Genomic DNA, 26,476 nt, shown 5'->3' on the forward strand with positions numbered 1-26,476 from the left:
GTTCGTCCTCCTTCTTATGCTTCTTGTTCTTCTGTTTCTTCTTCGATTCCTAATTCTTTTTTAATCCAGTCATAACCTTCTGCTTCTAAGCGTTGTGCAAGCTCTGCACCACCTGATTTCACAACACGTCCTTGCATCATTACGTGTACATGGTCTGGTGTAATGTAGTTTAATAGACGTTGATAGTGTGTAATCATTAAGCAGCCAAAGCCTTCACCGCGCATTGCATTGATGCCTTTTGATACAACTTTCAATGCATCGATATCAAGACCAGAGTCAATTTCATCTAAGATCGCAATTGTTGGTTTGATCATCATTAATTGAAGAATCTCATTACGTTTTTTCTCACCACCAGAGAAACCTTCATTTAAATAACGTTGAGCCATATCTTCATTCATTTCAAGGAATTCCATGTTTTTATCTAATTCGCGGATAAATTTCATTAATGAAATTTCATCGCCTTCTTCACGACGCGCATTAATTGCTGAACGTAAGAAATCAGCATTTGTTACACCAGCAATTTCAGAAGGATATTGCATTGCTAGGAATAAACCAGCTTGAGCACGCTCATCCACTTCCATTTCAAGCACATCTTCGCCATCAAGCTCAACAGTTCCTGAAGTTACTTCATACTTAGGATGACCCATAATAGCAGAAGCTAGTGTTGATTTACCAGTTCCGTTTGGTCCCATGATTGCGTGAATTTCGTTTGTATTAATTGTAAGATTTACGCCTTTTAAAATCTCTTTTCCGTCGATAGCAACGTGAAGATCTTTAATAACTAAAGTTGACATGAAAATACCTCCATAGTGTTCAGTGAATGGGTCAACCATTCCTTAATTATCATCATTCTAATCTTAACTGAAAATCGTTCTCTATGCAAACCATTTCAATTACTTTCCCATTCCTCAAATAAAATCTTGAAAAATAAAGACTTTGTAAGCATTTTCAGATTATTACTACTTCACCTAAACAATGAGAATAGACTTTCTTCATTTTCAATGAAATATCTCTAATTGAGAATCGATTTCATCTAGCTACATAGTGAAAACCTCATGAAAAGTGCTAATTGTAGCGGTTTTGTGACAAATTAGCATAAACAACCATATCTATACTATAACCTATTTCATTAAAATGGAATCAATTAAAGCCCATATTGTAAGAAAGAAATTTTGCTATAAAGAAATGAATCATATCTTGAAAGGAAAGCGTGGATAAATTAAAAGGTAGAAACGTTGATGGTATCCAACATTTCTACCTTTTCTCAATCAGCCTAGATGATATGCCCATAAATATCCTTTTGATTCCAGTAAAAAAGCATCCGCATCTGAAGTGGAAGTAACAATAATTGCATCATTCGTCTTCAGCTCATAGCCATCATTTACACGTTCTATCTGAATGGGTAAACCTAGCTCGATAAAAAGCTGACGCAGACGGTAGATTGTACTATAAAGATTGGCTAACGCCTTTTTCTCTTCTAAATTGGGCCAAATATCATCTAAAATACGATATTTTGATACTACAATTCCTTCATTGACTAATAGATAATAAAAAAGTTCCTCTGTGACCTTTGTTCGCCATTTAATAGCTTTGTCATTTAACCTTGCTCCAACTTCACCTTTCAATCTAACTTCCAACTTCGTAGCATTTTGCTTCGTTTGACGTCCATAATATTTCGTCAGTCTTTCATTTAATTGCAGTACAATACTCGGAGTCATTGGCTTTAATACATAATCTAATGCTTGCACTCGAAACGCATCAACAGCGTATTTTGCATATGCTGTTGAAAAAATAATTGGAACATCTATGCCTTCTTCTACTAAATGAGCCGCAAGCTCTAATCCATTCATCTTAGGCATTTCAATATCTAAAATAATCGCATCATATTCACCTTTAATGGTCAAAATTTGAGTTGTCGCTTCTATAGGAGATGTAAAGGAAGCAATAACCTTAAAAATCCCCTCTTTTTCAAGTAATAGTTTGTGCAAATCTAAAATCGGCTGTTCATCCTCTACCATAATAATTCTCCACATATGGAAGCTCCTTTAAAGGTTGTATAAATACCATTGTTGTCCCTTCATCTTTCTTAGAAGTAATCGAAAGAGTAGCGTGCGGTATTTCTTTTACTCGACGTAAAACATTCATAAGGCCGATGCCATTTGAAAATATAGTTTCACCATCGTTTAAAGCTTTTACCTGTTCCTCAGTCATACCAACGCCATCATCCATCACTCGAATGCTAAGATGATTTTGCTGCCTTTTTATTTCAATAGTGACTGTTCCATTTCCATCCTTTTCAAAAATCCCGTGACGAATGGCATTTTCTACTAAAGGCTGAATCAGTAGACTTGGAATTTCTACCGTTGATGCATCTAATGTCTCTTCTATTGTTAATATAACAGTTAGCTTATTGCCAAAGCGAGCTTGTTCGATCTCTACATAAGCACGTATGATTTCAAGCTCTTTCTCTAATGTTGCGCGTTGTTCATCCTTACCTGATTCTAATATATAACGTAGATAGGTAGATAGCATCGTTAATAAATGTCCTGCACGCTCACCGTCTGTATAACAAAACGAAATAATACTGCTGAGTGCATTGTATAAAAAATGTGGATTAATTTGTGCCTGTAGAAAAGCCATTTCGTGTTGTATCGCTTTGCCCATAGCCTCTTTAGTTAATGCAATGGCAGATAAACGTGTAATTAACATTTCTTTTGTAGCTGGTTTACGGATATAATCATTTGCTCCTGATTCTAAGACAAGTGAAATATTGGTTGGATATTCATTGGCTACTAACATAATAATCGGTAAATCTATATAACTAAAATACTGTCTTATATGTTTCGTTAGAGCAATACCTCCCATTCCAGGCATCACTTCATCTATCAATAAAAAATCAGGTTTTTTTTGCTGAATAATAGTAAGTGCTTCTTCTGGGCAATGCACAACCTCTATAAAATATTGACTTTGTAGAAGAGTTTGTAACACTTCTGCATGTATGACATCATCCTCAACTATGAGTAACTTCGGCAAGTTTTCATTGAACGGTGTCTGTTTGTTCCATATGACATTCATTTCATTATCTTTTAGCACTTCCTCATAACCCCCAAATGGCAAAGTGATGTTGAAACGAATGCCATTTTGTAATAAATCTCTTGAATATGTGCCTTTCATCTGTTCAATGATGGCTTTCCCAATGGACTGACCCGTTTCATCTGCTGCAATTTGCTTTATAGGCTCTGCCCCAGTTCCTTCAACCGAAATTCTGACGTCTGTATTAAGATGTAAAACCTTTAAAATGACATCCCCATTCACAGCATGAGAAATAGCTGTTTCAAGCACCCTGTATAAGATTTGTCCTACTCGCTGCTCATCAGCTTGTACTAATAATTTTTGATTAATGTGCTTGTATACACAAATATTTTTGTTCTTTATTTTTTTTTCGTGCATGGTCAATATATGCAGCATAATCATTTGAATATTGACTGGATGGACAGTTATTTGTAAATCTTGGAATCTTATCCGGGTAAAATCCTTCAAGTCATTTACTAAATATAATAAACGTTCTAGTTGTTGTTCTAGTAATTGTTGCTCACCCGTCATAGATTGATTTGACAAGGATTTTGTGATATTTAATGCATGATAAAGAGGTTGTTCTAATTCATTTGTTGTTACCTCTAAAAACGATTCCTTACCAATTGTTGCCTTTTCCAGACGTTGGCTATATAATTCAGCGTCTCTTGTTCGATTAATTAGTCGCATAGCCAAGAAAACATTCATATTTACTACAAAAAATAGCAGGCCAATGCGATTAAAAACATTTCGTCCTGAGAAAAAAAGCTGATCAAATGTTCCACTTACGCTAAAAATAAATAGAGATATTATCGTTGCACTTAATATGGCTAGTTCATTTTTTGGTACATGAGCACTTTTCGTCATCATCAAATACAATAATCGTCCAATTATTAATAATGCTAAAAAATTTATATAGGTGAAAAATAGATATTGGAGATTTGATAAGGATCTTGCTGGTAAAAGGAACGTTCCAACTCCATATAATATAAGAGGTGACACAAAAAACATGGCTGTCCTACGCTTCATCATGGCTGTTACAGTATAGACGAAGAACAGGAATAACATCACTGCATTCAAATACGTTATAAAATCTTGCAAACGAAAATACCACTCAAATGCTATAGAAGGAAACTCCCTATAAAGAGTTCGTTCACCCCTTGTACATACTAGAATTGCTAATGTAAAAAAATAGATTGCACTATAAAAAAACGCTTTATCTCTTATTCTTAATAAATACAAACTAAAATGAAAGATTGAAAATATCAATAACATGATGATGGTTGTTTTTTCTAAGTACACATCTTGAATTACATCTTTTGCAAGAGCATCCGCTTCACCAATATCTATAGGAAATATAATGCCATGCCTAGCATTATAAAAATCTGCCACTTGTATTGTTATGGTTAATGATTCCGAAGAAGGTGAAAAATACACTTCATAAACAGGATTACTTGGTACTGATGCTTCTCGAGCAGTAGTAAGTGTACCATAGGATGCAGCGATCTCATTATTAATAAAAAGTTGATGAGATGACCAAATATTTCGTACCCGAATACCTATTTTTTTGAAATGAGGTGGTAGCTTAATTTTAAGTTGATAAGTACCGTACTCTGCATCATCCTGCCATGGTCCGGGAACCTTTTCAATCGGAGCGTGATCAGGAAAATTAGCAGGTTCAAGAAATTTATTGCCTATAAACCGCCATTCTCCAGACAATGCTACAATCTCTTCCTCTTTTGTTATTTCTGATAAATCTAATAAACCATCCGTCGCCTGTAATTTAGTATGACTTGTATCTTGATCGTTAAAAATTAAGTATGCTAACATGGCAATTGCTACTAAAATAAATAACCAGCTTAATCCTTTTCTTATCATGAAACCCACCTCATTCCTATCGTACAAAAGTAAACTCTCAAATATCTAACAGCTTATAATTTTTATTTTGACATTAACAGTCATTTTTCATCTTCAATAATATATAATTAAGGTATAATCAATCTTATTTTTAGATTAATAGAGGTGAATTGTTAGTGGAGTTACGTCAATTACGCTATTTTGTAGAGGTTGCTGAACGTGAGCATATTTCAGAGGCTGCTGAGCATCTTCATGTAGCCCAATCTGCCATTAGTCGGCAAATCGCAAATCTTGAAGATGAGTTAGGCACCCCGTTATTTGAGCGAGTGGGACGAAATGTTAAATTAACCCCAATAGGGAAGACATTTCTTGAGCATACCATTACGGCATTAAAGGCCATTGATTTTGCAGCAAAGCAAGTGGAAGAATATCTTAATCCTGCGAAAGGCTCTATTAAAATCGGCTTTCCAACAAGTTTAGCTAGCTATGTTCTACCAACCGTTATTTCAGCCTTTAAACGCGAATACCCTGATTTACAATTTCAACTACGTCAAGGATCTTATCGATTTTTGATTGATGCAGTCAAAAATCGGGAGTTGAACCTAGCCTTTTTAGGACCCCTCCCCCCAAAGGACGAATCCATTCAATCAACAATTCTGTTTACTGAAAATATTGCTGCACTCCTACCAGCCAATCATCCATTAGCTAAAAGAGAAAGCATACAGCTTGCAGAGTTGCGAAATGATCTCTTTGTGTTATTTCCAGATGGCTATATTTTGCACAAGGTAGCGATGGATGCTTGTCGAGCTGCAGGCTTTTTACCAAATGTCATTTCAGAGGGGGAAGATTTGGATGCATTGAAGGGCTTAGTTGCTGCTGGCATAGGTGTTAGTCTATTACCAGAAAGCTCTCTTTATGATTCAGCGGCTCGCTTTACCATAAAGGTTCCTATTGAATCTCCTACAATCCCTAGAACTGTGGGTATTATTTCACCAGTAAATCGAGAAATTGCCCCATCAGAAATCATTTTCTTAGACTTTGTGAAAAACTTCTTTTCTCGTCTTTCTCAATTCCAATAAAAAATCGCCTTTTGGGCGATTTTTTTGACTTCACATTATTTAGTTGAATGCTCACTAATCCATTGTAATGTTTTTGCGCCTAAGCCTCCTGCACGCCATAACACCACGTCATGATAGTTTCTCCTCTGTACATAGTTCACCCATTTTTCAAGCGTTACTTGATCAGCATACCAAATTTCATGGCTAATTCGGCTGTCATCTATATACGTAAAATAAACCGCTCCACTTGTCTTATCACGTTTCTTTTCTGCTTGCGTTTCAGCTAATATTTGCTCAACCTCCAGCTCCGTTAAAGCAACTGTTTTACCTTCTGCTCCCCAATCGAAACCACCAGTAGCAAAGGCAATGGCTAAATCTTGATTTGACTTTTTGATTTTTTTCACTAAATCATTAAGAAAAGAAAAAGTGGCTTTCGCGCCTGGCCCACTATGATAGCCATGAACATTATAGGCCATTACAGTATAGCTAGGTCCATTTGGCAATTTTACATCAAATGGAAAACTCGGCTCTAGCACAACATGCAATGTCATATCCTTTTTAGAAAGCGCTTGGTACAGCTCTTTTAAAAAGAGGATATATTTTTTTAGGTCTTCTTGCGCTACCTTTTCATAATCAATCTCAATACCAGCCAATTGGTACTGTTCTGCTACCTCTAAAATATGGCTGATATGCTTTTTTCTAGCAGCAGAATCATATACCAATCTGTGCAAAAGCTGACTATCCTTTTGAACAGATGGAGCGTTATCTGTTACATAATCATTAATAAGCGTTAGGATCACATGATGTGAATTGGTAAATTGCTGCTGTGTTTGTTGCAGCATATCAATTGCATTTTCTGTTAAAAGCAATTCGTCTTTACTATTAAAATAAGCACCGAAAACCCTTAGATCTTGTAACCCTTGCTGAGAATTTTTCACATCCTCCATAGCCAATTTATTTTGCCATTCGGGTAACCAGATAGACAATCGGAGCTTCTCCTTATTCTTTGTATCAACTTTTGCTACAGCTGCTGGCTCCTTACTAGGACTACAAGCCGTAATAAATAGGAGCGCTATACAGATAAACAATACAAAATTCTTCACTTGAATTAAATTTCACCTCGGTTTAGAAGGTTTCAATAAAGAAATCCACCACATCATTTAACATAACAATGGCTTTATTCCTCACCTTCTCAAAATTCGTATATTGGTTTGTATAAATGATTTGCTTTTTACTATCTGTAATCAAAATATCCTCTATGAATGTGTCGTAAATATCATCGGCATATTGTTCATGTGAAGTATCCTTTTTACTGTACAGCGCACCAAATCCAATCTGTGCCCCTTGTAATGCTGGATTTATTTGAACGGTTTCGGATAATACATTATCTACATTTATTTCTATTTTATCCTGATGGACGGTAATGTTAAATACTCTCTTTTTCGTTAAGTTTCTTGGGTATTCTTTGTCATTAATACGAGAACCTTTTTGAGTATCATGATAGGTGTAAACGGTCGCCTTGTTAAAGGCATATTCCTCTTCATTCCATTTTACTTCATTTAACTGAAATCGTTCCTTCTCAACAATCCCTGCCTCTGGTAATTTTTCACTTACCACAATCTCATTATCTACTAATGCAATTCTCAAATAGCTGTTTGTTGTTGCATCATAATTGGTATAGAAAGCTTGCTGACCTACAACATTTCCTTTGAATGTAAATTTTGCTTGAAAGCTTTCGGCTAATGCATCCTTTAAGAGAATTCTACCTTCACTAGATGGGGGAGAGGTTAACGTAATTTCATTATTTTCAAATTCTGCCGCCCCATTTACCACATGCCAATTTTGTGCTATTTGAGGATCTCCTATCTTAAATTCAATGTTTTGTTTACTAGTTTGAAAAATTTTCATCATGACATGATTGGTTGACCAATACGGCGAAACTTGTAAACGATTTAAGTTATAAAGATCTGCCTCTCGATCATTATAGGCACCCAATTCTAAATTAAAATGCAGACGAAACTTGTCTTTAATCTCCTTATCATTTATTTTCTGTACTAATGGGTCCATATTGTTATAAAGAGAGTTAGCATGCATAATCGCATAGGCTTTTGGCACTTCGCCAAACTCTTTTTGATAGATATCCTCCATCAGCTTATAATCCTTCTTAATGCGTTCTTCCATCTCTTGCCGTGTTTCACTTGGAATCATATATGGATTGCGAATAAAGTCCATTAAATAGTGGTTGTAGTATTCTATCGTTGTTTTATTGGGTACATCATTTTCATCGATAACACCAAGTGATTGTCCTTTATCATTAAAAACATTAATATAGGTTAGCCTATAGCCATTAGATCCTAATTCCCAATACCCACTTCGTTTCATCAGCTTTAAATCTTTAGGCTTTAAGAATTTACTATCCCTCGTAGCCATTTTATTAGCATACGTAAACATCGTCGCCTTATAATTTAATTTTTCCATAATATTTTGAGCAAAAATACTAGAATCTGTGCGACCATCCTCAAAGGATAAATACAATGCTTTTTTAGGTAATGGTTTGTCTTTTTGATAAAAATCTAAAATATCCTTTTGTGTAATCGTTTGATAACCTTGTTTTTTCAGCAATGTTAATTGTTCTTCCAAATTCTTTTTAGACACATATTTGGGAGAATCATTTCTACTCAACCCAAAATAAGAAAGGGCAATAAATCCCTCTTTATTGTTTAATGGTACCGCTTCAGCCGTTCGCCTCTCTGTCAAAAATATAGCTTTTATTAAAATCACAGCTAATAAGAACACAATGATTAATTGTACGATCGAACGAATGATTTTCCGACGATTTTTTTTAGCTGGCTGGAGTTCTATACTTTTTCCTTTCATTCCTTCTCACCCATTTTTCTATTTTTCAACATCGAAAACCGGGATTTTCGTACCTTCTGCTTTTCCATTTTCTTTTCTTTCGCTAGAACGTCTTGAGGGGTTTCTCTTGTTCCCCATGTAGATTTCCAAAAAGTTACCCAGGCTGCTGGCATCTGCCAAAGCAAAATAAATTCATAATAGAGAACAAAAATAAAACCAAACCCCCATAGTGTGCTCTTTCTAAAGAATAAATGTGCCAAACTCATTAACATTGCCATTAATAGTAAGCCTAGTAAAAATGTTGTTGGAAAAATGCCATATACCAGTGGTACATAAATTAAGTTATACACAACAATAATCGGGGCAGCGATTGGCACAATTAAACCAATGATAAAGAAAAGAAACATAAAAGGTTCTTTTTTCCACATAAATATAAATGCGCGTAATGATTCTCGTAACCAAGAACGTTTCCATCTCATTTGTTGTGCTAAAAAAACTTTCGTATCAGAGGGCACAATCGTAGAACAAATGGCATTATCCTGATAGCCTGTTCGATGTGTTTTCAAAATATAGTTGGTCATGCTGCGATCATCCCCAAATGTGGCTGGCTGACCGAGAAACTTTTGATTGAGCCAGGCTGTTTCATTTTTTAGAATAAGCTCTTTCCGATAACATGCTAATGGCCCTGATAAACAAGTAACCGTATCAAACCATGATTCGGCGGCTTTCATAATACGGAAGGCAATATAATAACGGACTGTTTGTAATTTTGTAAGAGAATTGGTAAATTTATTTTCAACCTCCGTTCGACCAGCCACACCGCCCATCTTAGGATCTTGGAAAGGCTGAACTAAATTACGAATGGCATGTGGCTCTAAAAAACTATCTGAATCCACAAACACAACCAATTCATGCTTGGCTTGATGAACCCCTGCAACTAAGGCTTCTCGCTTTCCTCCGTTCTGTGGTAGCTTATAAAACTTTAAGCGATCATTTGTCCTAAAACGTTCACCCTCACCATGTATAAGATTAATCATATCCTTTGCCTTTTCTTCTGTACGATCTGTTGAACAATCATCCACGACGATTACTTCTAACTTATCCACTGGATAATATTGATTAATACAACTAGATACCGTGCGATGAATCCATTCCTCTTCGTTAAACACAGGAATTATAATGGATACACCTGGTTCAAACTTCGGATTGATTGGTATATTTTTGTAGAGCATACCGAATACATATCTGCTTAACAGAAACGTTGCGGCAATAATACTATAAAGATATAAAAATTTATTAAACCTGAAATAAATCAAACTTTCGGCTCTCATTAATATGACACATAGTGACACAATCAAGAAAAATAAGCTGGCTACAAAAATAGAAACGCCCCACCGATTTTTTATCATATACTCATTTAAAGGATGCAAAAATTCACATGCAACATAATAACGGGTTTGTTCATCTACTTCTTTAGTAAAGCAACGTATAACCCTAGCCTTTAACTTGACTTTGGACTCATAGCCCTCTGGCATTGCCCCACCTGGTATTGTGAATCCCATTGTTAGTATTTCATCGATCAATAAATGCTGGGGCTGATGGGAGTAAACAAGGATACCCGTTACCGAAATATCCTCCGCATAATATTTATTAGAACTCACTGGACGTCTAGGTCTTTTAAGCTGAACCTCAAAATTTGTTTCATAGCGTAAACTCATTCGTTGGAGACGATAAACTTCGTTCACATCTGTAGGATCAATCTCCTCTTTCTGGTAGGATGCACCACGTCGATCCACTAGGTTTCGTACATTTTCAGGATCGGGAATATTTGATAGAATTCGGCGGTCAGAGCGTGGTGTCATTAAAATCTCTTTTTTCATCACTCATTCACATCCCTACTTATATCTTCCTCAATCCAAGTCGACATTTTACTAAAGCTATAGCCATCTTGTTGTAGTTTTTCAATAATTAGAGGTAATGCTTCTACCGTATTTGTACCATCTAAAATATGCATGACAATGACTTTCCCTGGTGCAGCCCTTTCGATTACTCGTTCATAAATGTCCTGCGCCTTGTAATCTAAATTCCAATCAAAAGAAGCAATATCGTACATGGCAATGGTTTTAATTCCAGCGGCAGTAATAATTTTGGCCGTTCGCTCATCCATTATGCCTTGTGCTGGTCTGAAATATAAAAGTGGTGGCTCTTGTAATGCATAGGTCAGAGCCCTGTGAGCCTTCACTAAATCATCTTGCAATTCTTCAGGTGTCATCTTCGTCACATCTAAATGGTAATAGGAGTGACTTGCTACCTCGTGACCTTCCTCTACAATCATTTTTGCTAACTGTGGATTCTTCTCGACTCCGCTACCAATTAAGAAAAATGTACTTTTGATATTATATTTCCGTAAAACGTCCAGTACTTCCTTTACGCGCTTTTCATGTGCCCAATCATCAAAAGTAATAGCTATTTCCTTTTTGGACGTCTCTTTTCGATAATATATATTGGGCTTGGCATGCTCATAATTTAAATTGGGGCTAACAGCGTCATACCCTTTTATTTCTTCTACTGACTTTGTTAAATAACGTTCGTCTAACACATCGCTTAACGTAGTAATCGTGTACTCATGTTCTTTAGCTAATTGCGCTAGTAAGGGGATGGTATCAATAATGGCAGGATTAATGTATGTGTTGAGATGAATGATAGAGCCCCTATCAATATATTGGCTGATATAGTCAATTAGTTCTTGAGCACTTTGCATTTTTCTATCAAGTGGATTAATAGATAATCCAATAACTGCCTTCATGTTTAGTGTGGCTGCTACTAAACGCATGTTTTCGGTAACATCACCTGAGCGACTTCGAACATATTTCGGAGTATAGCCTAAATGCTCTTCAAAAATTTGATTGGTTAAAAAAATTTCTTCATACGTCTGGTTATAATCTAAAGTTGCTACATTTGGAAACGTCAATGTACCGTTTTGTACCTCATGACCTCTCTTTAAGATATCTTTCACAAGCTCTGGCTCCTGAGCAACACGCATCCCCTCCAAGAAAAAAGTCGCTTTCATATCCGATTCATCTAACTTTGTTAGTAATTGCTCCATAGTTTCGTTATCTGCGAAGCCATTAAATGTTAAGGCAACTTTCGACACGACAATGTCGGCATGACTAATTAAATCACTCATTGTACCATCAGATTTTTTGATTTTAATAGAAGAATCAACTGGATGAATCGTTTCTTTGGTAGCGGGGTGACATCCCGTTAGAAGTAATAACATAAGCAGACTACAGATTTTAAGTAGTTTCATTTCCAATGAATTCCCCTTATAACTTGTGATAATTTTTATTTTCAAACACAAAATTGGTATTACGTGTATCAAAAATTAAGGAAGCCTGTTGATCAATTAAAGAATAATCAATTTCTGAATGATTCGTTAAAATTAACACTGCATCTGCATGTTGGACTATTTCTCCTGTTAATGGAACTGTATTTAAAAGGGATTGTTGTACAGAGAATGTTTGAATAAACGGATCGATAATCTTTAGTTCACACTGACTATCTAATAACTGCTGGATAACACGAAGTGCTGGAGATTCACGTGGATCATTTATATTAGGTTTATACGTAACACCAATGACAACAATCGTTGCCTTACTTAGTTCTTTATTTTGTCTACGTAAGTAATTTTCTAGTCTATTCACAACAAAGCTAGGCATTGAATCATTGACTTTGTCTGCTGCCTCAATTAATGTTGCAGAGATGCCATGCTGTTGCCCAGCCCATAATAAATATTTAGGATCTACTGGAATACAATGTCCCCCTACTCCAGGTCCAGGTGTAAATGGCATAAATCCGTAGGGCTTTGTAGAAGCTGCTTGAATCACCTCCCAAACATCGATATCCATTTTATAACAAATCTGACTTAACTCATTGACAAGGGCAATATTAATTTGTCGAAACGTATTTTCCAGCAATTTCTCCATTTCAGCTACTCTCGGACTCGACACAGTATATATACTGGTATGAATGACTGTTTCATAAAAGACCTTTGATACTTCTAGACATGCTGCTGTTATTCCCCCAACCACTTTCGGTGTATTCGAAACGGAAAACTTGCTATTTCCTGGATCTATACGTTCTGGTGAATACGCTAAAAACAAATCATGACCGATGACAAAGCCATTTTTTTGTAAAATGGGCTGAACAAATTCTTCTGTTGTCCCAGGGTAAGTTGTGCTTTCTAAAATAACGAGCGCATTGGTTTTAATATTTTTTTCGATGTCATGCGTTGCCTCTTTTATAAATGACATATTAGGCGTTCCATCTACTGCTGTAGGTGTAGGCACACAAATCACTACTACGTCAACTTGCGAAAGTTTGGCAAAATCATTAGTTGCTTCAAATCGACTACTTTTTATGATTCGCTGTAAATTTTCTTTAGGTAAATCAGCTATATAACTATCCCCCTCCTGTATCTGTCTGATTTTATCTTGATTTTTATCAAACCCTATAACATGAAAACCACTTTGTACAATCTCAACAGCAAATGGCAGCCCCACATAACCAAGTCCAATAACCCCTATAGTCGCAGTTTTTGTTTTGATTTTATTCGATAAAGCTGAGCTTCGTGATTGCGTTTTTATTTTCATAAAAAATGACTCCTCTATCTAAAACAATTTTCAACTTCCAACGGATTTTAAAGATTTTTGAGCAATGATTTATTGATGGTAAGCGTTCTACAAAGTAATTGAGTATTTCTCATTATCATTTTGATCAAACTCCTTTCATTGCTACCGACTTCCTCATGATTTTTCCGTGAAAAACGATTAATCAAAACCTTCAACAATTTGCTAACGTTTATATAGTACTAATTGAAACTAAACAATTTCTAAACATTTCGAAAATACATTATAAAACGCCTATTTTTCTCAAAATTCGACAATATTAGTGCAATAATTCACATTATATTTATCAATAAATTCATAACTACTAGTTCATGCTAAATAATAAATAAATGCAAAAAATCCCTTAAGTATCACCAATACTTAAGGGATTACATAAAAAGGTATGTGAGTCATATGACTCACATACCTTTTTAGTGTTGAAAAACAAAACAGTCAATTGAAAGGTAGAAATGGATTTCCGTTGCAGGCTACTTGCTTTCCTGTGGGCGAGCGTCGAATCGCTTCCTCCGCTACCGCTCCGTGCAGGGTTTCGCCTGTCTCGCTATCCCACGGGAGTCAAGTAGCCTTCCACTTCAACCCACTAACTTTTTAGCAAAGGTTTTCAAATAAAGTGAAGGTGCTCACTACTCTTTATGAAGAGGTGTTGTCACGCATCACTTCTCCACACTGAAAATAAGAGCTTATCCCCTCTAAGAATACAGATAATAGGCGATTTGATTATGAAAAAAAGTAAAGACACTTTGCAGAATGGTTGATTGGAGTGGAGCCAGCGTCACTCCTAGGGGATTTAGCGTTACAGAGGAGACCCTGGAGCGAACGGAAGTGAGTGAAGCGGCTCATCGGACGCCCCCTGGAAAGGACGCTGGCGGAACGGAAATCAACCCCTCACCTTGCAAAGTTGCTTTTTCTGGCGTTGACATCATCTTTTTTCAACAACATGAAGGTGTTCACTACCCATTTCATTGATGGTTTCACTACTTCACATTTAAAATAAGAGCCTATCCTTTCTCTATAAATAGAAATAATGCGTTACTTTCAATTTCTTTGATAGTTTGACGCATGGGCTGAATAAACGTCCTTTAAAGAGAACAACAGGATCAATACTAGAAAGACCGTTAGCAGTAAAGGTTTTCTATTAAAGGATAGATAAATGAAAAATCAATAGCAGTCTCTAGTTTTCGCCCTAAATGATCTGTAGGAACTAAATGATCAATCGTTAACTTTTCTAATTGGTCACGGTCATTGGTTTGATTCTTCGTCATCATGGTTGATCACCTCGAAATTTTACTTTTTATCAACATATGAATAAGGAGTTCTTTATGTAGAAGTTGATTGGAACGAAGGGTGGCGACTCCTGCGGGAAAATCGAGATCCTGGACTGAGGGAAGCGAGGGAAGCAGCTCGACCCCGCCCGCGGAAAGCGTCCGCCCTTCGTTCCAATCAACGGCTTTATTTTATTTCATTGTAAAAGAAAAAGACTGCAGGCAAACTCAAAATTCATTGAGTTTGTCTACAGTCTGGATAATTATTTAACTGGTACTACTGCACCTTTCCACTCTTCTAAAATGAAGTCTTGGATTTCTTTAGATGTTAATACTTCTAATAATTTTTTAATTTCAGGTTTTGTTTCATCACCTGCACGTACTGCGATGATGTTAACATATGGAGATTCTTTATCTTCAAGAGAAATCGCATCTTCGATTGGGTTTAGACCGTTATCGATGGCAAAGTTTGAGTTGATCAGTACTGCATCGCCTTCATCATTTTCGTACATTTGTACAAGCATTTCTGGTGCAGTATTTGCATCGAATTTAAAGTTTTTAGGATTTTCATCAATATCTTTTAATTCTGCTGCTGTTTTATCAATGCCTTCTTTTAATTTAATTAAGCCTTTAGCTTCTAATAATGACAGCATACGACCATGGTCAGATACTGAGTTAGAAAGTAAAATTGTTGCGCCCTCAGGTAGGTCTTCTAACGTTTTATATTTTTTTGAGTAAATACCGATTGGTTCAATATGAACGCCACCAGCATTGACAAAATCATAGCCATTGTCTTTGATTTGTAGTTCTAAGTAAGGAATGTGCTGGAAATAGTTTGCATCAATTTCTTTTGACTCTAAATCTTGGTTTGGTAGAACATAATCTGTATACGTTTCAATTTCAAGGTCGACGCCTTCTTTAGCTAAAATCGGTTTTGCTTTTTCTAAAATAACTGCGTGCGGTGTATTAGAAGCACCTACTTTTAATGTTACGTTTTCTTTACTATCTGTTTGATCGCCAGATGCTGATTTTTCATCTTCTTTTTTATCTGTACCGCAAGCTGCTAATGCTAGTACAAGTATTGATAAAAATAATCCTGCTAATAACTTCTTCATTTATGACACTCCCTTTTATTTGTTTAAAATATGTTAGCGGTAAGAACCGGAATAACCTCAATTTTCTTTCTAGCGTTTATCAATTCTCTCAGTAAATAAATCACCAATCCATTGAATAATAAATACGACTACTAAGATCAAAATAGTTGCCATTAATGTCACATCTTGGCGATTTCGTTGGAAGCCGTCTAGGAACGCTAGGTTACCAAGACCACCTGCACCGATAATTCCAGCCATCGCAGTATAACCTACAAGGGCAACAGCCGTTACAGTGATACCAGAAATTAAAGCTGGTAATGATTCAGGGATCAATACTTTCCAAATAATTGTAGAAGTTTTTGCCCCCATTGAACGGGCTGCTTCTATAACACCTTTATCAATTTCGCGTAACGCAATTAATACCATACGAGCATAAAATGGTGCTGCACCGATAATCAATGCTGGTAACGCCGCATTAGCTCCTCGAATTGTACCAAGTAAAAACTTCGTAAATGGAATTAATAAAATAATTAATACGATAAATGGAATGGAACGGAAAATATTAACGAGTGATCCTGTTAAAAAGCTAACGATTTTATTTGCCCATAACTGATTGGGGCTAGTTAAAAATAGAACGATACCAATGGCTAACCCAAGAATAAATGTCACAACCGTAGAAATAGCTGTCATATACAATGTTTCATACGTAGCTTGCCACATATTTTCCCAGTCTACATTCGGAAAGAGATTAGTTAGCATTTGCAATCACCTCCGTTTGTACTTCGACTGTATTTAAATAACGAAGGGCTTCAGCCACGTTTGTCTTCGAGCCATCAATTTGCACAATCAGTGTACCGTATGCACCATTTTTTGTTTGTGAAATATTACCATGAACAATACTTACTTCTACATCAAATTGTTTCACAAGATGTGAGATAACAGGCTGTTCTGTTTTTTCACCAACAAAAATCAGTTTGACAAGTTGTCCAGTTGGATAGTTTGTTTTGATTTGTGCCACCGTATCCTGTGTTTCCTTTGTGTCTGTAATTTGAGATACAAACTTTTTGGTAATGGCCGCTTGTGGTGCTTGGAAGACTTGTAATACCTCACCACGTTCCACAATTTCGCCTGCCTCCATCACCGCTACACGATGACAAATTTTGCGGATGACATGCATTTCGTGTGTAATCAGGACAATTGTTAAGCCTAAGCGTTCATTTATATCAACGAGTAAATCGAGAATGGCATCCGTCGTTTCAGGATCGAGTGCCGATGTCGCCTCATCACATAGTAAAACTTCTGGATTATTCGCTAATGCACGGGCAATCCCTACACGTTGCTTTTGTCCACCAGAAAGCTGGGATGGATATGCCTTATCACGTCCTTCTAGGCCTACAAGTGCAATTAATTCCTTTACACGTGCTTCACGTTGAGCCTTTGGAAAACCAGCGATTTCTAAAGGGAAAGCAATATTTTCAGCCACTGTTCTCGACCAAAGTAAATTGAAATGCTGGAAAATCATACTTACCTTTTGTCTAGCTGCTCGAAGCTTTTGCCCTTTTATCGATGAAAATTCTTGATTGTTCACCGTTACTGTTCCTGTTGTCGGTTTCTCTAAACCGTTTAATAAACGAATCATGGTACTTTTACCAGCGCCACTATAGCCGATAATGCCAAAAATTTCACCTTTATTGATGGTAAGGTTGACGTCTTTGACTGCCGTTAATTCGCCATTTGCTGTTTTGTATTTCTTTGTAATATTTTGAAGCTGGATCATAGCGAATACTCCTTTTCTCATATAGAAAACCCCTTCACTCACAGACAAGTAGAAGGGGTCACGTATTATACGTTAAACCGTTCTCTCATCTTTCAAAGAAAAATCTTTGGGTGATTTGGCACCTTTTCACATTGTGATGGTTGCCGGGCTTCATAGGGCACTTCCCTCCGCCACTCTTCATAAGAGTTCGATATATTTAATGTTTTAGTAATATATTTGATACTTTACCACGCTAGTAAAGTTCAGTCAATTGATTTTTTTAACAATTCATATAAAAATGGTACGGATTGAAAAGCATAAATCTTTTCTGTCACTTTTTCGCCATCACTGATGAGTAGACATGGAACACTTTCAATTTGATGCTCATAGGCTATGTGTTCCAAAAAATTGATATTCGCTTTGCCAATTTGTAGCTGTGGCAGTAATTGTTCAATAATGGACATCATTTTGGATGCCACTGCGCACGTTCCACACATTGGTGTATATAAATAAAATGCAGCTGTCTCTCCCGACTGTTGGGCCGCTGCCCACTGCTCTGTTGACCATTCTTCCATTTTTCACGCAACCTTACAAAATATATTCATTATGGATTGAGAAATGTGCACGCAGTAAAATCATTGCTAACACTTTTCTTGGTGTTGTCTCTACTTCCTTGTACGTTGGCATTGTACGAAGGTGCTCAGCTTCTGGATAATGTCTGTCCATTAATGCACGTAGCTTATCACCAGAAGTATCTGCATCAAAAAAAGTAAATAGCTCACAGCCCTCGTAGGGATCAAGTAGTTCTTCTAATTGATGCACACCAATTGTGCCGTTCGTACATAGTATTGTAACATTCTCATTTAAAATAGGCTCAATTTGTAGCTTATCTGAGCGTCCTTCTACTATCAAGCATTTTCCCTCGAACATTACGCCACCTCCATTTAGAGATCCCACTTATAAGTCATTATATAACAAAAAACGCCGGTAGTTTCCGACGTTTTTTGATTATGGCTTGTCTTATTCAGCGATCATTTCTTCGTATTGCTCTGCTGTCATTAGTTTCTCAATTTCTGATGCATCAGCAGGCTCAACAACGATCATCCATGCTTTTTCATATGGTGATTCATTAACGAATTCTGGGCTATCTTCTAAATCTGCATTTACTTCAACTACAGTACCTGAGATTGGTGCGTATAATTCAGAAACAGTTTTTACTGATTCTACGCTACCGAATGGATCATCTGTTTTGATTTCGTCGCCAACTTGTGGAAGCTCAACGAATACGATATCTCCTAATTCAGATTGTGCGAAGTGAGTAATACCAATACGTACTTTTCCATCTTCTACTTTTACCCATTCATGTTCTTCAGAGTATCGTAAGTCTTTAGGTGTGCTCATGCAAAAAACCCCTCCATAAATATGTAATATATTCACTTTCAGTTTGCCATACTTCTCCTATAAATACAAGGTTAAATACGTTATTTCCAAGCTTGCTCAAAATCTGCTTCTTTAAAACCTAAAGTAACTTTTTTTCCATCTGTGACGATGGGACGTTTAATTAACATACCGTCGGAAGCAAGTAGCTCAAGCTGTTCATCCTCAGTCATTTCCGCTAACTTGTCTTTTAAGCCAAGCTCACGATATTTCATGCCAGAAGTATTAAAAAACTTCTTCAAAGGCTGTCCACTAGCTTGCCAAATAGCTGTTAATTCTTCCTTAGTTGGCGGTTGCTCTGCGATATGTACCTCTTCATAGGAAACCTCATGCTCATTTAACCACTTCTGTGCCTTTTTACATGTTGTACATTTCGGATAATGGAAAAATTGAATCGTCATTACAATGCTCCTCTTCTGTCTTTTTCTGTAGTATACCATCATAGTTGTTTTCAATGGTGAACTTCACTCTTTTTTGTAAGTTTATCCACCAGTTTCACATTTTTATCCGTCTCTTATACGATTCTATCCACCAATTTTGCACTTCTATCCATCTCATATAAAAAACCTAGCTATCTTTTGCAGATAGCTAGGCTAGGTGTGCGCTATTAAACAATATATTTTTCAGCATCAATTAGTTTAACTGAAGCCTCACGCTTCTTCGCAATTAAGTTGTATGGATTATTGCGCGTTAACTTACGCAGTGCAGATAATGTCATACGGGCTGCATCGCCATCTGCTGAAGCAAGAATTGTGTCTTTTGCTTCTTTTTCGATTTCTGCGAATGCTTCTTGGCAGAAAATTTGTGTGTATAGCAATTTTTGATGAGCTTTTTCAGCGCCGTCACGAGCAATTGCCTTTTCTGTACGTAAGACAGCTGATTCCATCGCAAATAATTGGTTAGCGATATTGGCAATGTTCACCAATACTTCTTGCTCTTGATCAAGTTTTGCACCAAAGCGTTGTGCTGCTAAGCCTGCAGCTAATACCGCAATCTTCTTCGCATTTTTCACTAAATATTTTTCTTGTGCTAGCGGCTCTGTACCGATATCTTCTGGCATTAGCATGAGCAGCTCTTGCTGTAAACTTTGAGCAACTTGTAATAGAGGAAGCTCACCTTTTAGTGCCTTTTTCATAAATGTACCAGGTACTATCATGCGGTTAATTTCGTTTGTGCCTTCAAAAATTCGATTAATACGAGAATCACGGTAAATACGCTCTACCTCATACTCAGCCATAAAGCCATAACCGCCATGAAGTTGTACTGCTTCATCTGCAATATAGTCTAATGTTTCTGAACCGAATACTTTGGCAATCGAGCATTCAATAGCATATTCAGCAATTGCACCTGCAATCACTTTTCCTTGCTTTTGCTCTTCTAGGCTTAATTGGCTTAAACGATCCTCAAAAAGACCAACAGTACGATAGTTTAATGATTCTGAAGCATACAATTGAGAAGCCATTGTTGATAATTTCTCTTTTGTCAGATTGAAATCAGAAAGCTTTGTTTTAAATTGCTGACGTTGGTTTGTATACTGAATAGCTAACTCCAATGCACGTTTAGAACCACCAATTGTGCCCACGCCAAGTTTATAACGACCAATGTTTAAAATATTGAACGCAATGACATGACCACGACCAATTTCACCTAATAGATTTTCTACAGGTACTTCCGCATCTTCTAATACTAATGTACGAGTAGATGATGATTTAATCCCCATTTTCTTCTCTTCTGGGCCTACTGAAACACCAGTGTATGCTCGTTCTACGATAAATGCAGAGAATTTATCGCCATCAATTTTTGCGTAGACAACAAATACATCAGCAAAGCCTGCATTCGTAATCCATTGCTTTTCACCATTTAAAATATAATGTGTGCCAGCTTCATTTAATTTCGCAGTCGTTTTTGCACCTAAAGCATCAGAACCTGAGCCTGGCTCTGTTAATGCATAAGCAGCAATTAATTCACCTGAAGCAAGCTTAGGTAAATATTTTTTCTTTTGATCTTCATTACCGAATAAAACAATTGGTAATGACCCAATACCAACATGGGCACCATGTGTGATAGAGAAACCACCTGCAACAGACATTTTTTCAGCGATTAAAGCTGAAGAAACTTTGTCTAATCCAAGCCCTTCGTATTCTTCAGGCACATCTGCTCCAAGTAAGCCTAATTCGCCTGCACTTTTTAGGAGACGCACTGAATGCTCAAATTCATGGTGCTCTAAATTTTCAACTACTGGTAAGACTTCATTTGCCACATATTCCTCTGTTGTTTTAGCAATCATTTTATGCTCGTCAGTGAAATCTTCCGGTGTAAATACACGATCTAATTCCACATCTTCAATAAGAAATCCGCCGCCTTTAATGAAATCAGTTGTTTTTTCAGTCATGATAAATTCCTCCCAATATATCGTTTTGTTAGTTGATTCCCCTAATGATCATGTATAGAAAAGCTTGATGTATACAATGTTCGGAGGCAACCGTAAACAGTACACCTCAAGCTGATCTAGCTAAAATTATAAAATTTCAAATACGCCAGCAGCGCCCATACCGCCACCAATACACATTGTCACGACGCCATATTTTTTACCTTGACGCTTTAATTCATGAATCAGCTTTAATGTTAAAATAGCTCCCGTTGCGCCTAGTGGATGACCTAATGCAATCGCTCCACCATTGACATTGACTTTATCTTGGTCGATGCCTAAATGACGTACAACCTCTAGTGACTGTGAAGCAAATGCTTCATTGATTTCCCATAAATCAATATCATCGATGGATAAACCTGCAATTTCCAATGCTTTTGGCACTGCCACGATAGGGCCGATGCCCATTACTTCAGGAGGTACACCACCAACTGCAAAGCCTAGGAATTTTGCCATTGGTGTCAGTCCCTGCTTGTCAGCTTCTTCACGATCCATTACTAGTACGGCTGCTGCACCATCAGAAGTTTGGGAGGCATTACCAGCTGTTACACTGCCTTTTACATGGAAAGCTGGACGCAGTTTTGCTAAACCTTCAACTGATGTACCTGGACGTACACCTTCATCCATACTAAATGTGAATTTTTTTACTTGTGGTTTATTGTTATCGTCTACGTAATGCTGTTCCACTTCGATTGGTACAATTTCATCATTGAATTTACCTTCTTTAATCGCCTTTTCAGCAAGCGCGTGTGAGCGAACAGCAAAAGCATCTTGATCTTCACGACTAACATTGTATTGACGAGCTACTTCCTCAGCTGTATGCCCCATGCCCATATAGTATTGTGGAGCCGTTTCCGCTAAAGTCGGATTTAAACGTGGTGTATTCCCCACCATCGGCACCATACTCATGGATTCTACACCACCAGCAAGAATGGCCTTTGAGTGTCCTAGCATGATTCGCTCTGCTGCATAGGCAATCGCCTGTAAACCTGATGAACAAAATCTATTAATCGTCAGGGCAGGCGTTGTATCTGGTAATCCAGCAAGTGCACCAATACTACGTGCCACATTCATCCCTTGCTCTGCTTCTGGCATCGCACAGCCTAAAATTAAATCATCAATCGGCCCTTCATAGCCTGCTCTTTTCAATGTTTCTTTGACTACGACAGCACCAAAATCATCTGGTCTTACTGTTGCTAAAGAACCTTTTTTTGCTTTTCCAATTGGAGTTCGTGCTCCTGCTACAATAACGGCTTCACGCATCGTATTAATCCCCCTTTGTTTCATGTGCAAGATTGATCTATTTCGTCAATTAGTTACGAAGTGGTTTACCTTTTAACAGCATGTGTTGCATTCTTTGCTGTGAAAGCGGATTAGCAACAAGGCTAAGGAATGCCTCACGCTCTAAGTTCAATAAATATTGCTCATCGACTAAAGTGCCATACGGAACCTTACCACCTGCAATAACATAGGCTAATTTTTTAGCAATTTTTAAATCATGTTCGCTAATAAAGCCTGACTCAAACATCCCTTGCGCACCGATGAGTAATGTTCCATAGCCTGATGCACCGACCACTGGCACTTTTGTTGGTACAGGTGGTTGATAGCCTGCTTCGTAAAGCGCTAAGGCCGCCTGCTTCGCATCGTATAATTGATGATCTGGATTAACTGAAATACCATCCGCAAAGTTTAGGAAATTATTTTCACGTGCTTCCTCACCAGATGTTGAAACCTTCGCCATCGCAATTGTTTCAAATACTTTATTAGCAATATGTTGATAGTCTACCTCTACGCCATTTGGTAAGCCCTTTAGGAATTTTTGATAGAGCGCTTTATTTCCGCCGCCACCTGGAATTAACCCAACCCCAACTTCCACTAAGCCCATATATGTTTCCATCGTTGCTTGAATATGTGCAGCCGGTAAGCAAACCTCTGCCCCTCCACCTAATGTCATGGCAAACGGTGCTGCTACAACAGGCTTACGTGAATATTTGATTTTTTGCATAGCATCTTGGAATGCCTTAATCACGAAATCTAGTTCAAAAATATTATCATCCTGTGCTTCTACTAAAATCATTCCTAGATTTGCGCCAACACAGAAGTTTTTCCCCTGATTACCGATGACTAAGCCCTTATAGTTAGCCTCTACCTCATCTACCGCAAAGTTAATCATTTGGATAATATCTAAACCGATTGCATTGGATTGTGAATGGAACTCAAGTAATGCAATTCCATCCCCTAAATCTATTAAACTAGCACCTGTATTTGATTTAATCACACCATGCTTTTTCTTATAACGTTTTAAATTAATCTCTTTTTCATTGACTGGCACTTTGACATATTGTGAACCATTATAATAAGCTAAGTCTCCATCTAATTCTGTATAGAATGTCTCGAAGCCATTTGCTAACATCTCTTTGATAAATGCAGGTACCTCTCGACCTTCAGCCTCCATTTTTGCCACAGACTCTTTTACGCCTATAGCATCCCAAATTTCAAACGGCCCTTGTTGCCAGCCGAAGCCCCATTTCATCGCATTATCGATGGCTACGATATCATCTGCAATCTCACCATGTAGCTGTGCAGAATAAAGTAATGTTGGTGCAAAAATTCCCCATAATAACTCACCTGTACGATCCTTCGCATAGGTTAATGCCTTAACTTTATTGGCCAATCCACGAGTTTGTTTCGCCATTTCAATAGAAGGTGTTTTTAATTTTTTCGCTGGACTATACGTTAAGGTTGTTGGATCGATTTCATGTATCTCTTTTCCTTGCTTTAAGAAGAAACCTTGACCCGATTTAGCACCTAGCCAACCGTTTGTGACCATTTTTTGTAAAAATTCAGGTACTGCAAATACTTGCTGCTCCTCACCTGTTGTTTGGTCGTAAACATTTTTCGCTACATGAATGAATGTATCTAACCCCACTACATCTAGCGTACGGAAAGTTGCAGATTTTGGACGACCAATAAGCGGACCTGTTACAGAATCTACTTCACCAACAGAGTAACCACCTTTTAACATCTCCTGTAAGGTGATAAGTAAACCATATGTTCCGATGCGGTTGGCAATAAAGTTTGGTGTATCCTTTGCAAGTACAACACCTTTACCAAGCACATCTTCCCCAAACGTTTTCATGAAGCTAACTACTTCAGGTGCAGTTGTATTGGCAGGAATCACTTCTAATAATTTTAAATAGCGAGGTGGGTTGAAAAAGTGTGTGCCCAGAAAATGCTTTTGGAAATCATCTGAACGTCCCTCTGCCATCGCATTAATGCTAATACCAGATGTATTTGAACTAATGATTGTTCCTGGTGTACGAACAGCATCAATTTTTTCGTAAAGACTTTGTTTAATTGGTAAATTTTCTACAACAACTTCAATAATCCAATCTACATCTTTTAGTTTTCCTAGATCGTCTTCAAAGTTGCCAACCGTTAGTAGTGATAAATTTTTCTTAGAAGTAAGTGGTGCTGGCTTTTGCTTTAATAACTTTTGCAAAGCTCCGTTTACAATACGATTTCTTACAGCTGGATGCGCTAAAGAAAGACCCTTTGCCTCTTCCTCTTGCGTCAGTTCCTTTGGTGCAATATCCAATAGTAATGTTGGTATACCGATATTTGCTAAATGTGCTGCAATTCCAGAGCCCATCACCCCAGAACCTAGAACAGCTGCTTTTTTAATGTTGTAAGTCACAAGCAATTCCCCCTTATTCTCCCATTGAATGAATAGCCATTCATTTTTTGGCCAAAAAAATATCAAGTGTACCTTAGTGAATTTTTTGCCTTTTTGTTGAATGAGATTCCCACCACTCAACCAAGCACGACTAAGGTTTATCTTCGTTCCAAAGCGACACTTCACAATGAATGAAGATAAAACTACTTTTCTGTTTTTAGTGTAGATTATTTTGTCTAATTTAGCAATCTTTTTTCAAGAATTATTTTTGCAATATACATCTTTTTTTGTTTTTAGCGAGCTAAAAGCGGACAAGAAGTAGCGATCGAAACGGCCAAACAGAAAACTTTCGAATTGCAAGAAAAATGTGTAGAATGGATAGCAAGGAGAGTGAATACTTAATGAAAACTATTACTACTGCAGAACAATTTAATGAACTAATCGCTGGCGACCAAAAGGTTTTAGTAAAATTTTATGCTGGCTGGTGCCCAGATTGCACACGTATGAATATGTTCATCGATCCAATCATTGAAGAGTACAACCAATATGACTGGTATGAGCTAAACCGTGACGAGCTTCCAGAAATCGCTGATAAGTACGATGTTATGGGAATTCCAAGCTTATTGATTTTCCAAAACGGTGAAAAACTTGCACACTTACATAGTGCAAATGCCAAAACACCTCAGCAAGTAACAGAATTTTTATCTGCTCAGCAATAATGAATAGAGAGCTGCATTTCTTCGTGAAATGCAGCTCTTTTTGAAAGGGGCCTATTATGCGTCAACATTTGCCACTACGAGGAACCTCACAATATGAGGTTTCCATTGCACCAAGCTATCGCAACTCTGCCTGTGGACCTACTACGATTCACGTCATCTTAAACTTTTTAAACGAGTCAACGCCTTCCATTAATGAGCTGTATAAACTGCTTGGTGGCACAAAAATTGGCTTATTTAAATGGAGACTGATTCGCAACCTTCGTCGACTGCTACCAACCTGGGATATTCGAACTTGTTCATTAAAGGAAGCTCTACAGGAAATTGATGCAGGTCGCCCAGTTGCTATGCGTTTTGACCGCTATTTTAGCCTACAGTGGCGAGATAAGAAATCAACCTTTTCCTATCATTGGGTACCACTTATTGGCTATGAGATAAAAAATGATGAGCTATGGTTAATATTCCATGATAATGGGGGGCCGCATCGTGATAGCCAAATTCGTCAGGCTCTCTATAAGGACAACGAGAAGGTATTATCCTTTGTAAAATTGGCACCTCACGAGAGCAAATAACCAT

21 protein-coding genes, 1 pseudogene and 1 riboswitch are annotated in these 26,476 nt (G+C 37.3%); of the genes and pseudogenes, 3 read left to right on the forward strand and 19 right to left on the reverse strand.

Annotated features, from left to right (window positions below; all coding sequences use genetic code 11):
• Window positions 1-14: 14 nt before the first annotated feature.
• The 3 genes from sufC to MHB65_RS19530 all read right to left on the reverse strand — a co-directional run bounded on the left by sufC (window position 15) and on the right by MHB65_RS19530 (window position 4,950).
• The gene (gene sufC, locus MHB65_RS19520) at window positions 15-800 is read right to left on the reverse strand and encodes a Fe-S cluster assembly ATPase SufC (protein ID WP_085986379.1); all 786 of its coding nucleotides are present in this window, start codon (window positions 798-800) and stop codon (window positions 15-17) included.
• Between the two features lie 468 nt (window positions 801-1,268).
• Complete coding sequence (locus tag MHB65_RS19525) at window positions 1,269-2,033, reverse strand: response regulator (protein ID WP_342441424.1); 765 nt, start codon at window positions 2,031-2,033, stop codon at window positions 1,269-1,271.
• Window positions 2,005-4,950: a histidine kinase gene (locus tag MHB65_RS19530; protein ID WP_342441425.1), complete on the reverse strand. Its 2,946-nt coding sequence runs from the start codon at window positions 4,948-4,950 to the stop codon at window positions 2,005-2,007. The genes MHB65_RS19525 and MHB65_RS19530 overlap by 29 nt, the downstream gene beginning before the upstream one ends.
• A 155-nt stretch (window positions 4,951-5,105) precedes the next feature.
• Between MHB65_RS19530 and MHB65_RS19535 the strand changes: the two genes are divergently transcribed.
• Window positions 5,106-6,008 (forward strand): LysR family transcriptional regulator, encoded by a 903-nt coding sequence (locus tag MHB65_RS19535; protein ID WP_205445285.1) that lies wholly within the window; start codon window positions 5,106-5,108, stop codon window positions 6,006-6,008.
• A gap of 35 nt (window positions 6,009-6,043) precedes the next feature.
• Here the strand turns inward: MHB65_RS19535 and MHB65_RS19540 are convergent, their stop codons facing one another.
• From MHB65_RS19540 to MHB65_RS19615, 16 genes and pseudogenes are all read right to left on the reverse strand, one after another.
• Complete coding sequence (locus MHB65_RS19540; protein ID WP_342441426.1) at window positions 6,044-6,973, reverse strand: glycosyl hydrolase family 18 protein; 930 nt, start codon at window positions 6,971-6,973, stop codon at window positions 6,044-6,046.
• A gap of 139 nt (window positions 6,974-7,112) precedes the next feature.
• Window positions 7,113-8,864 carry a polysaccharide deacetylase family protein gene (locus MHB65_RS19545; RefSeq protein ID WP_342441427.1) on the reverse strand — a complete coding sequence of 584 codons (1,752 nt, stop codon included), beginning with the start codon at window positions 8,862-8,864 and terminating at the stop codon, window positions 7,113-7,115.
• Window positions 8,861-10,723 (reverse strand): glycosyltransferase, encoded by a 1,863-nt coding sequence (locus MHB65_RS19550; RefSeq protein WP_205447088.1) that lies wholly within the window; start codon window positions 10,721-10,723, stop codon window positions 8,861-8,863. Before MHB65_RS19550 ends, MHB65_RS19545 begins: the two co-directional genes overlap by 4 nt.
• Window positions 10,723-12,153 carry a polysaccharide deacetylase family protein gene (locus MHB65_RS19555; RefSeq protein ID WP_342441428.1) on the reverse strand — a complete coding sequence of 477 codons (1,431 nt, stop codon included), beginning with the start codon at window positions 12,151-12,153 and terminating at the stop codon, window positions 10,723-10,725. Before MHB65_RS19555 ends, MHB65_RS19550 begins: the two co-directional genes overlap by 1 nt.
• A gap of 16 nt (window positions 12,154-12,169) precedes the next feature.
• On the reverse strand, window positions 12,170-13,495 hold the full coding sequence (locus MHB65_RS19560; RefSeq protein ID WP_342441429.1) for a nucleotide sugar dehydrogenase: 1,326 nt from the start codon (window positions 13,493-13,495) through the stop codon (window positions 12,170-12,172).
• A 1,064-nt stretch (window positions 13,496-14,559) separates the two neighbouring features.
• Window positions 14,560-14,796, reverse strand: a pseudogene (locus tag MHB65_RS19565) (IS5/IS1182 family transposase); the annotation flags it as partial.
• Window positions 14,797-15,056: 260 nt separating this feature from the next.
• Window positions 15,057-15,908: a MetQ/NlpA family ABC transporter substrate-binding protein gene (locus tag MHB65_RS19570; protein ID WP_205445292.1), complete on the reverse strand. Its 852-nt coding sequence runs from the start codon at window positions 15,906-15,908 to the stop codon at window positions 15,057-15,059.
• A gap of 69 nt (window positions 15,909-15,977) precedes the next feature.
• Window positions 15,978-16,646 (reverse strand): methionine ABC transporter permease, encoded by a 669-nt coding sequence (locus MHB65_RS19575; protein WP_205445293.1) that lies wholly within the window; start codon window positions 16,644-16,646, stop codon window positions 15,978-15,980.
• Window positions 16,636-17,664 carry a methionine ABC transporter ATP-binding protein gene (locus MHB65_RS19580; RefSeq protein ID WP_205447092.1) on the reverse strand — a complete coding sequence of 343 codons (1,029 nt, stop codon included), beginning with the start codon at window positions 17,662-17,664 and terminating at the stop codon, window positions 16,636-16,638. The genes MHB65_RS19575 and MHB65_RS19580 overlap by 11 nt, the downstream gene beginning before the upstream one ends.
• An 82-nt stretch (window positions 17,665-17,746) precedes the next feature.
• Window positions 17,747-17,850, reverse strand: a riboswitch (SAM riboswitch).
• 56 nt (window positions 17,851-17,906) lie between these two features.
• Window positions 17,907-18,218 carry a thioredoxin family protein gene (locus MHB65_RS19585; protein ID WP_205445295.1) on the reverse strand — a complete coding sequence of 104 codons (312 nt, stop codon included), beginning with the start codon at window positions 18,216-18,218 and terminating at the stop codon, window positions 17,907-17,909.
• A 13-nt stretch (window positions 18,219-18,231) separates the two neighbouring features.
• The gene (locus MHB65_RS19590) at window positions 18,232-18,573 is read right to left on the reverse strand and encodes a hypothetical protein (RefSeq protein WP_004228229.1); all 342 of its coding nucleotides are present in this window, start codon (window positions 18,571-18,573) and stop codon (window positions 18,232-18,234) included.
• A 90-nt stretch (window positions 18,574-18,663) separates the two neighbouring features.
• Window positions 18,664-19,044 (reverse strand): glycine cleavage system protein GcvH, encoded by a 381-nt coding sequence (gene gcvH / locus MHB65_RS19595; protein WP_205445297.1) that lies wholly within the window; start codon window positions 19,042-19,044, stop codon window positions 18,664-18,666.
• An 80-nt stretch (window positions 19,045-19,124) separates the two neighbouring features.
• Window positions 19,125-19,481, reverse strand: a complete 357-nt coding sequence (locus tag MHB65_RS19600; RefSeq protein ID WP_205445298.1) for an arsenate reductase family protein — start codon at window positions 19,479-19,481, stop codon at window positions 19,125-19,127.
• Window positions 19,482-19,687: 206 nt separating this feature from the next.
• Complete coding sequence (locus MHB65_RS19605; protein WP_205445300.1) at window positions 19,688-21,472, reverse strand: acyl-CoA dehydrogenase family protein; 1,785 nt, start codon at window positions 21,470-21,472, stop codon at window positions 19,688-19,690.
• A 126-nt stretch (window positions 21,473-21,598) separates the two neighbouring features.
• Window positions 21,599-22,771, reverse strand: a complete 1,173-nt coding sequence (locus MHB65_RS19610) for an acetyl-CoA C-acetyltransferase (RefSeq protein WP_205445302.1) — start codon at window positions 22,769-22,771, stop codon at window positions 21,599-21,601.
• Between the two features lie 49 nt (window positions 22,772-22,820).
• Complete coding sequence (locus MHB65_RS19615; protein ID WP_342441430.1) at window positions 22,821-25,205, reverse strand: 3-hydroxyacyl-CoA dehydrogenase/enoyl-CoA hydratase family protein; 2,385 nt, start codon at window positions 25,203-25,205, stop codon at window positions 22,821-22,823.
• 353 nt (window positions 25,206-25,558) lie between these two features.
• On the opposite strand from MHB65_RS19615, the gene MHB65_RS19620 reads away from it, so the two are divergent.
• Both MHB65_RS19620 and MHB65_RS19625 read left to right on the forward strand, forming a co-directional pair.
• On the forward strand, window positions 25,559-25,903 hold the full coding sequence (locus MHB65_RS19620) for a thioredoxin family protein (RefSeq protein ID WP_205445306.1): 345 nt from the start codon (window positions 25,559-25,561) through the stop codon (window positions 25,901-25,903).
• Window positions 25,904-25,959: 56 nt separating this feature from the next.
• On the forward strand, window positions 25,960-26,472 hold the full coding sequence (locus MHB65_RS19625; RefSeq protein WP_205445307.1) for a C39 family peptidase: 513 nt from the start codon (window positions 25,960-25,962) through the stop codon (window positions 26,470-26,472).
• Window positions 26,473-26,476: the final 4 nt, after the last annotated feature.

The sequence above is a fragment of the Lysinibacillus sp. FSL K6-0075 genome, assembly GCF_038592945.1.
Lineage (GTDB): Bacteria > Bacillota > Bacilli > Bacillales_A > Planococcaceae > Lysinibacillus > Lysinibacillus fusiformis_F.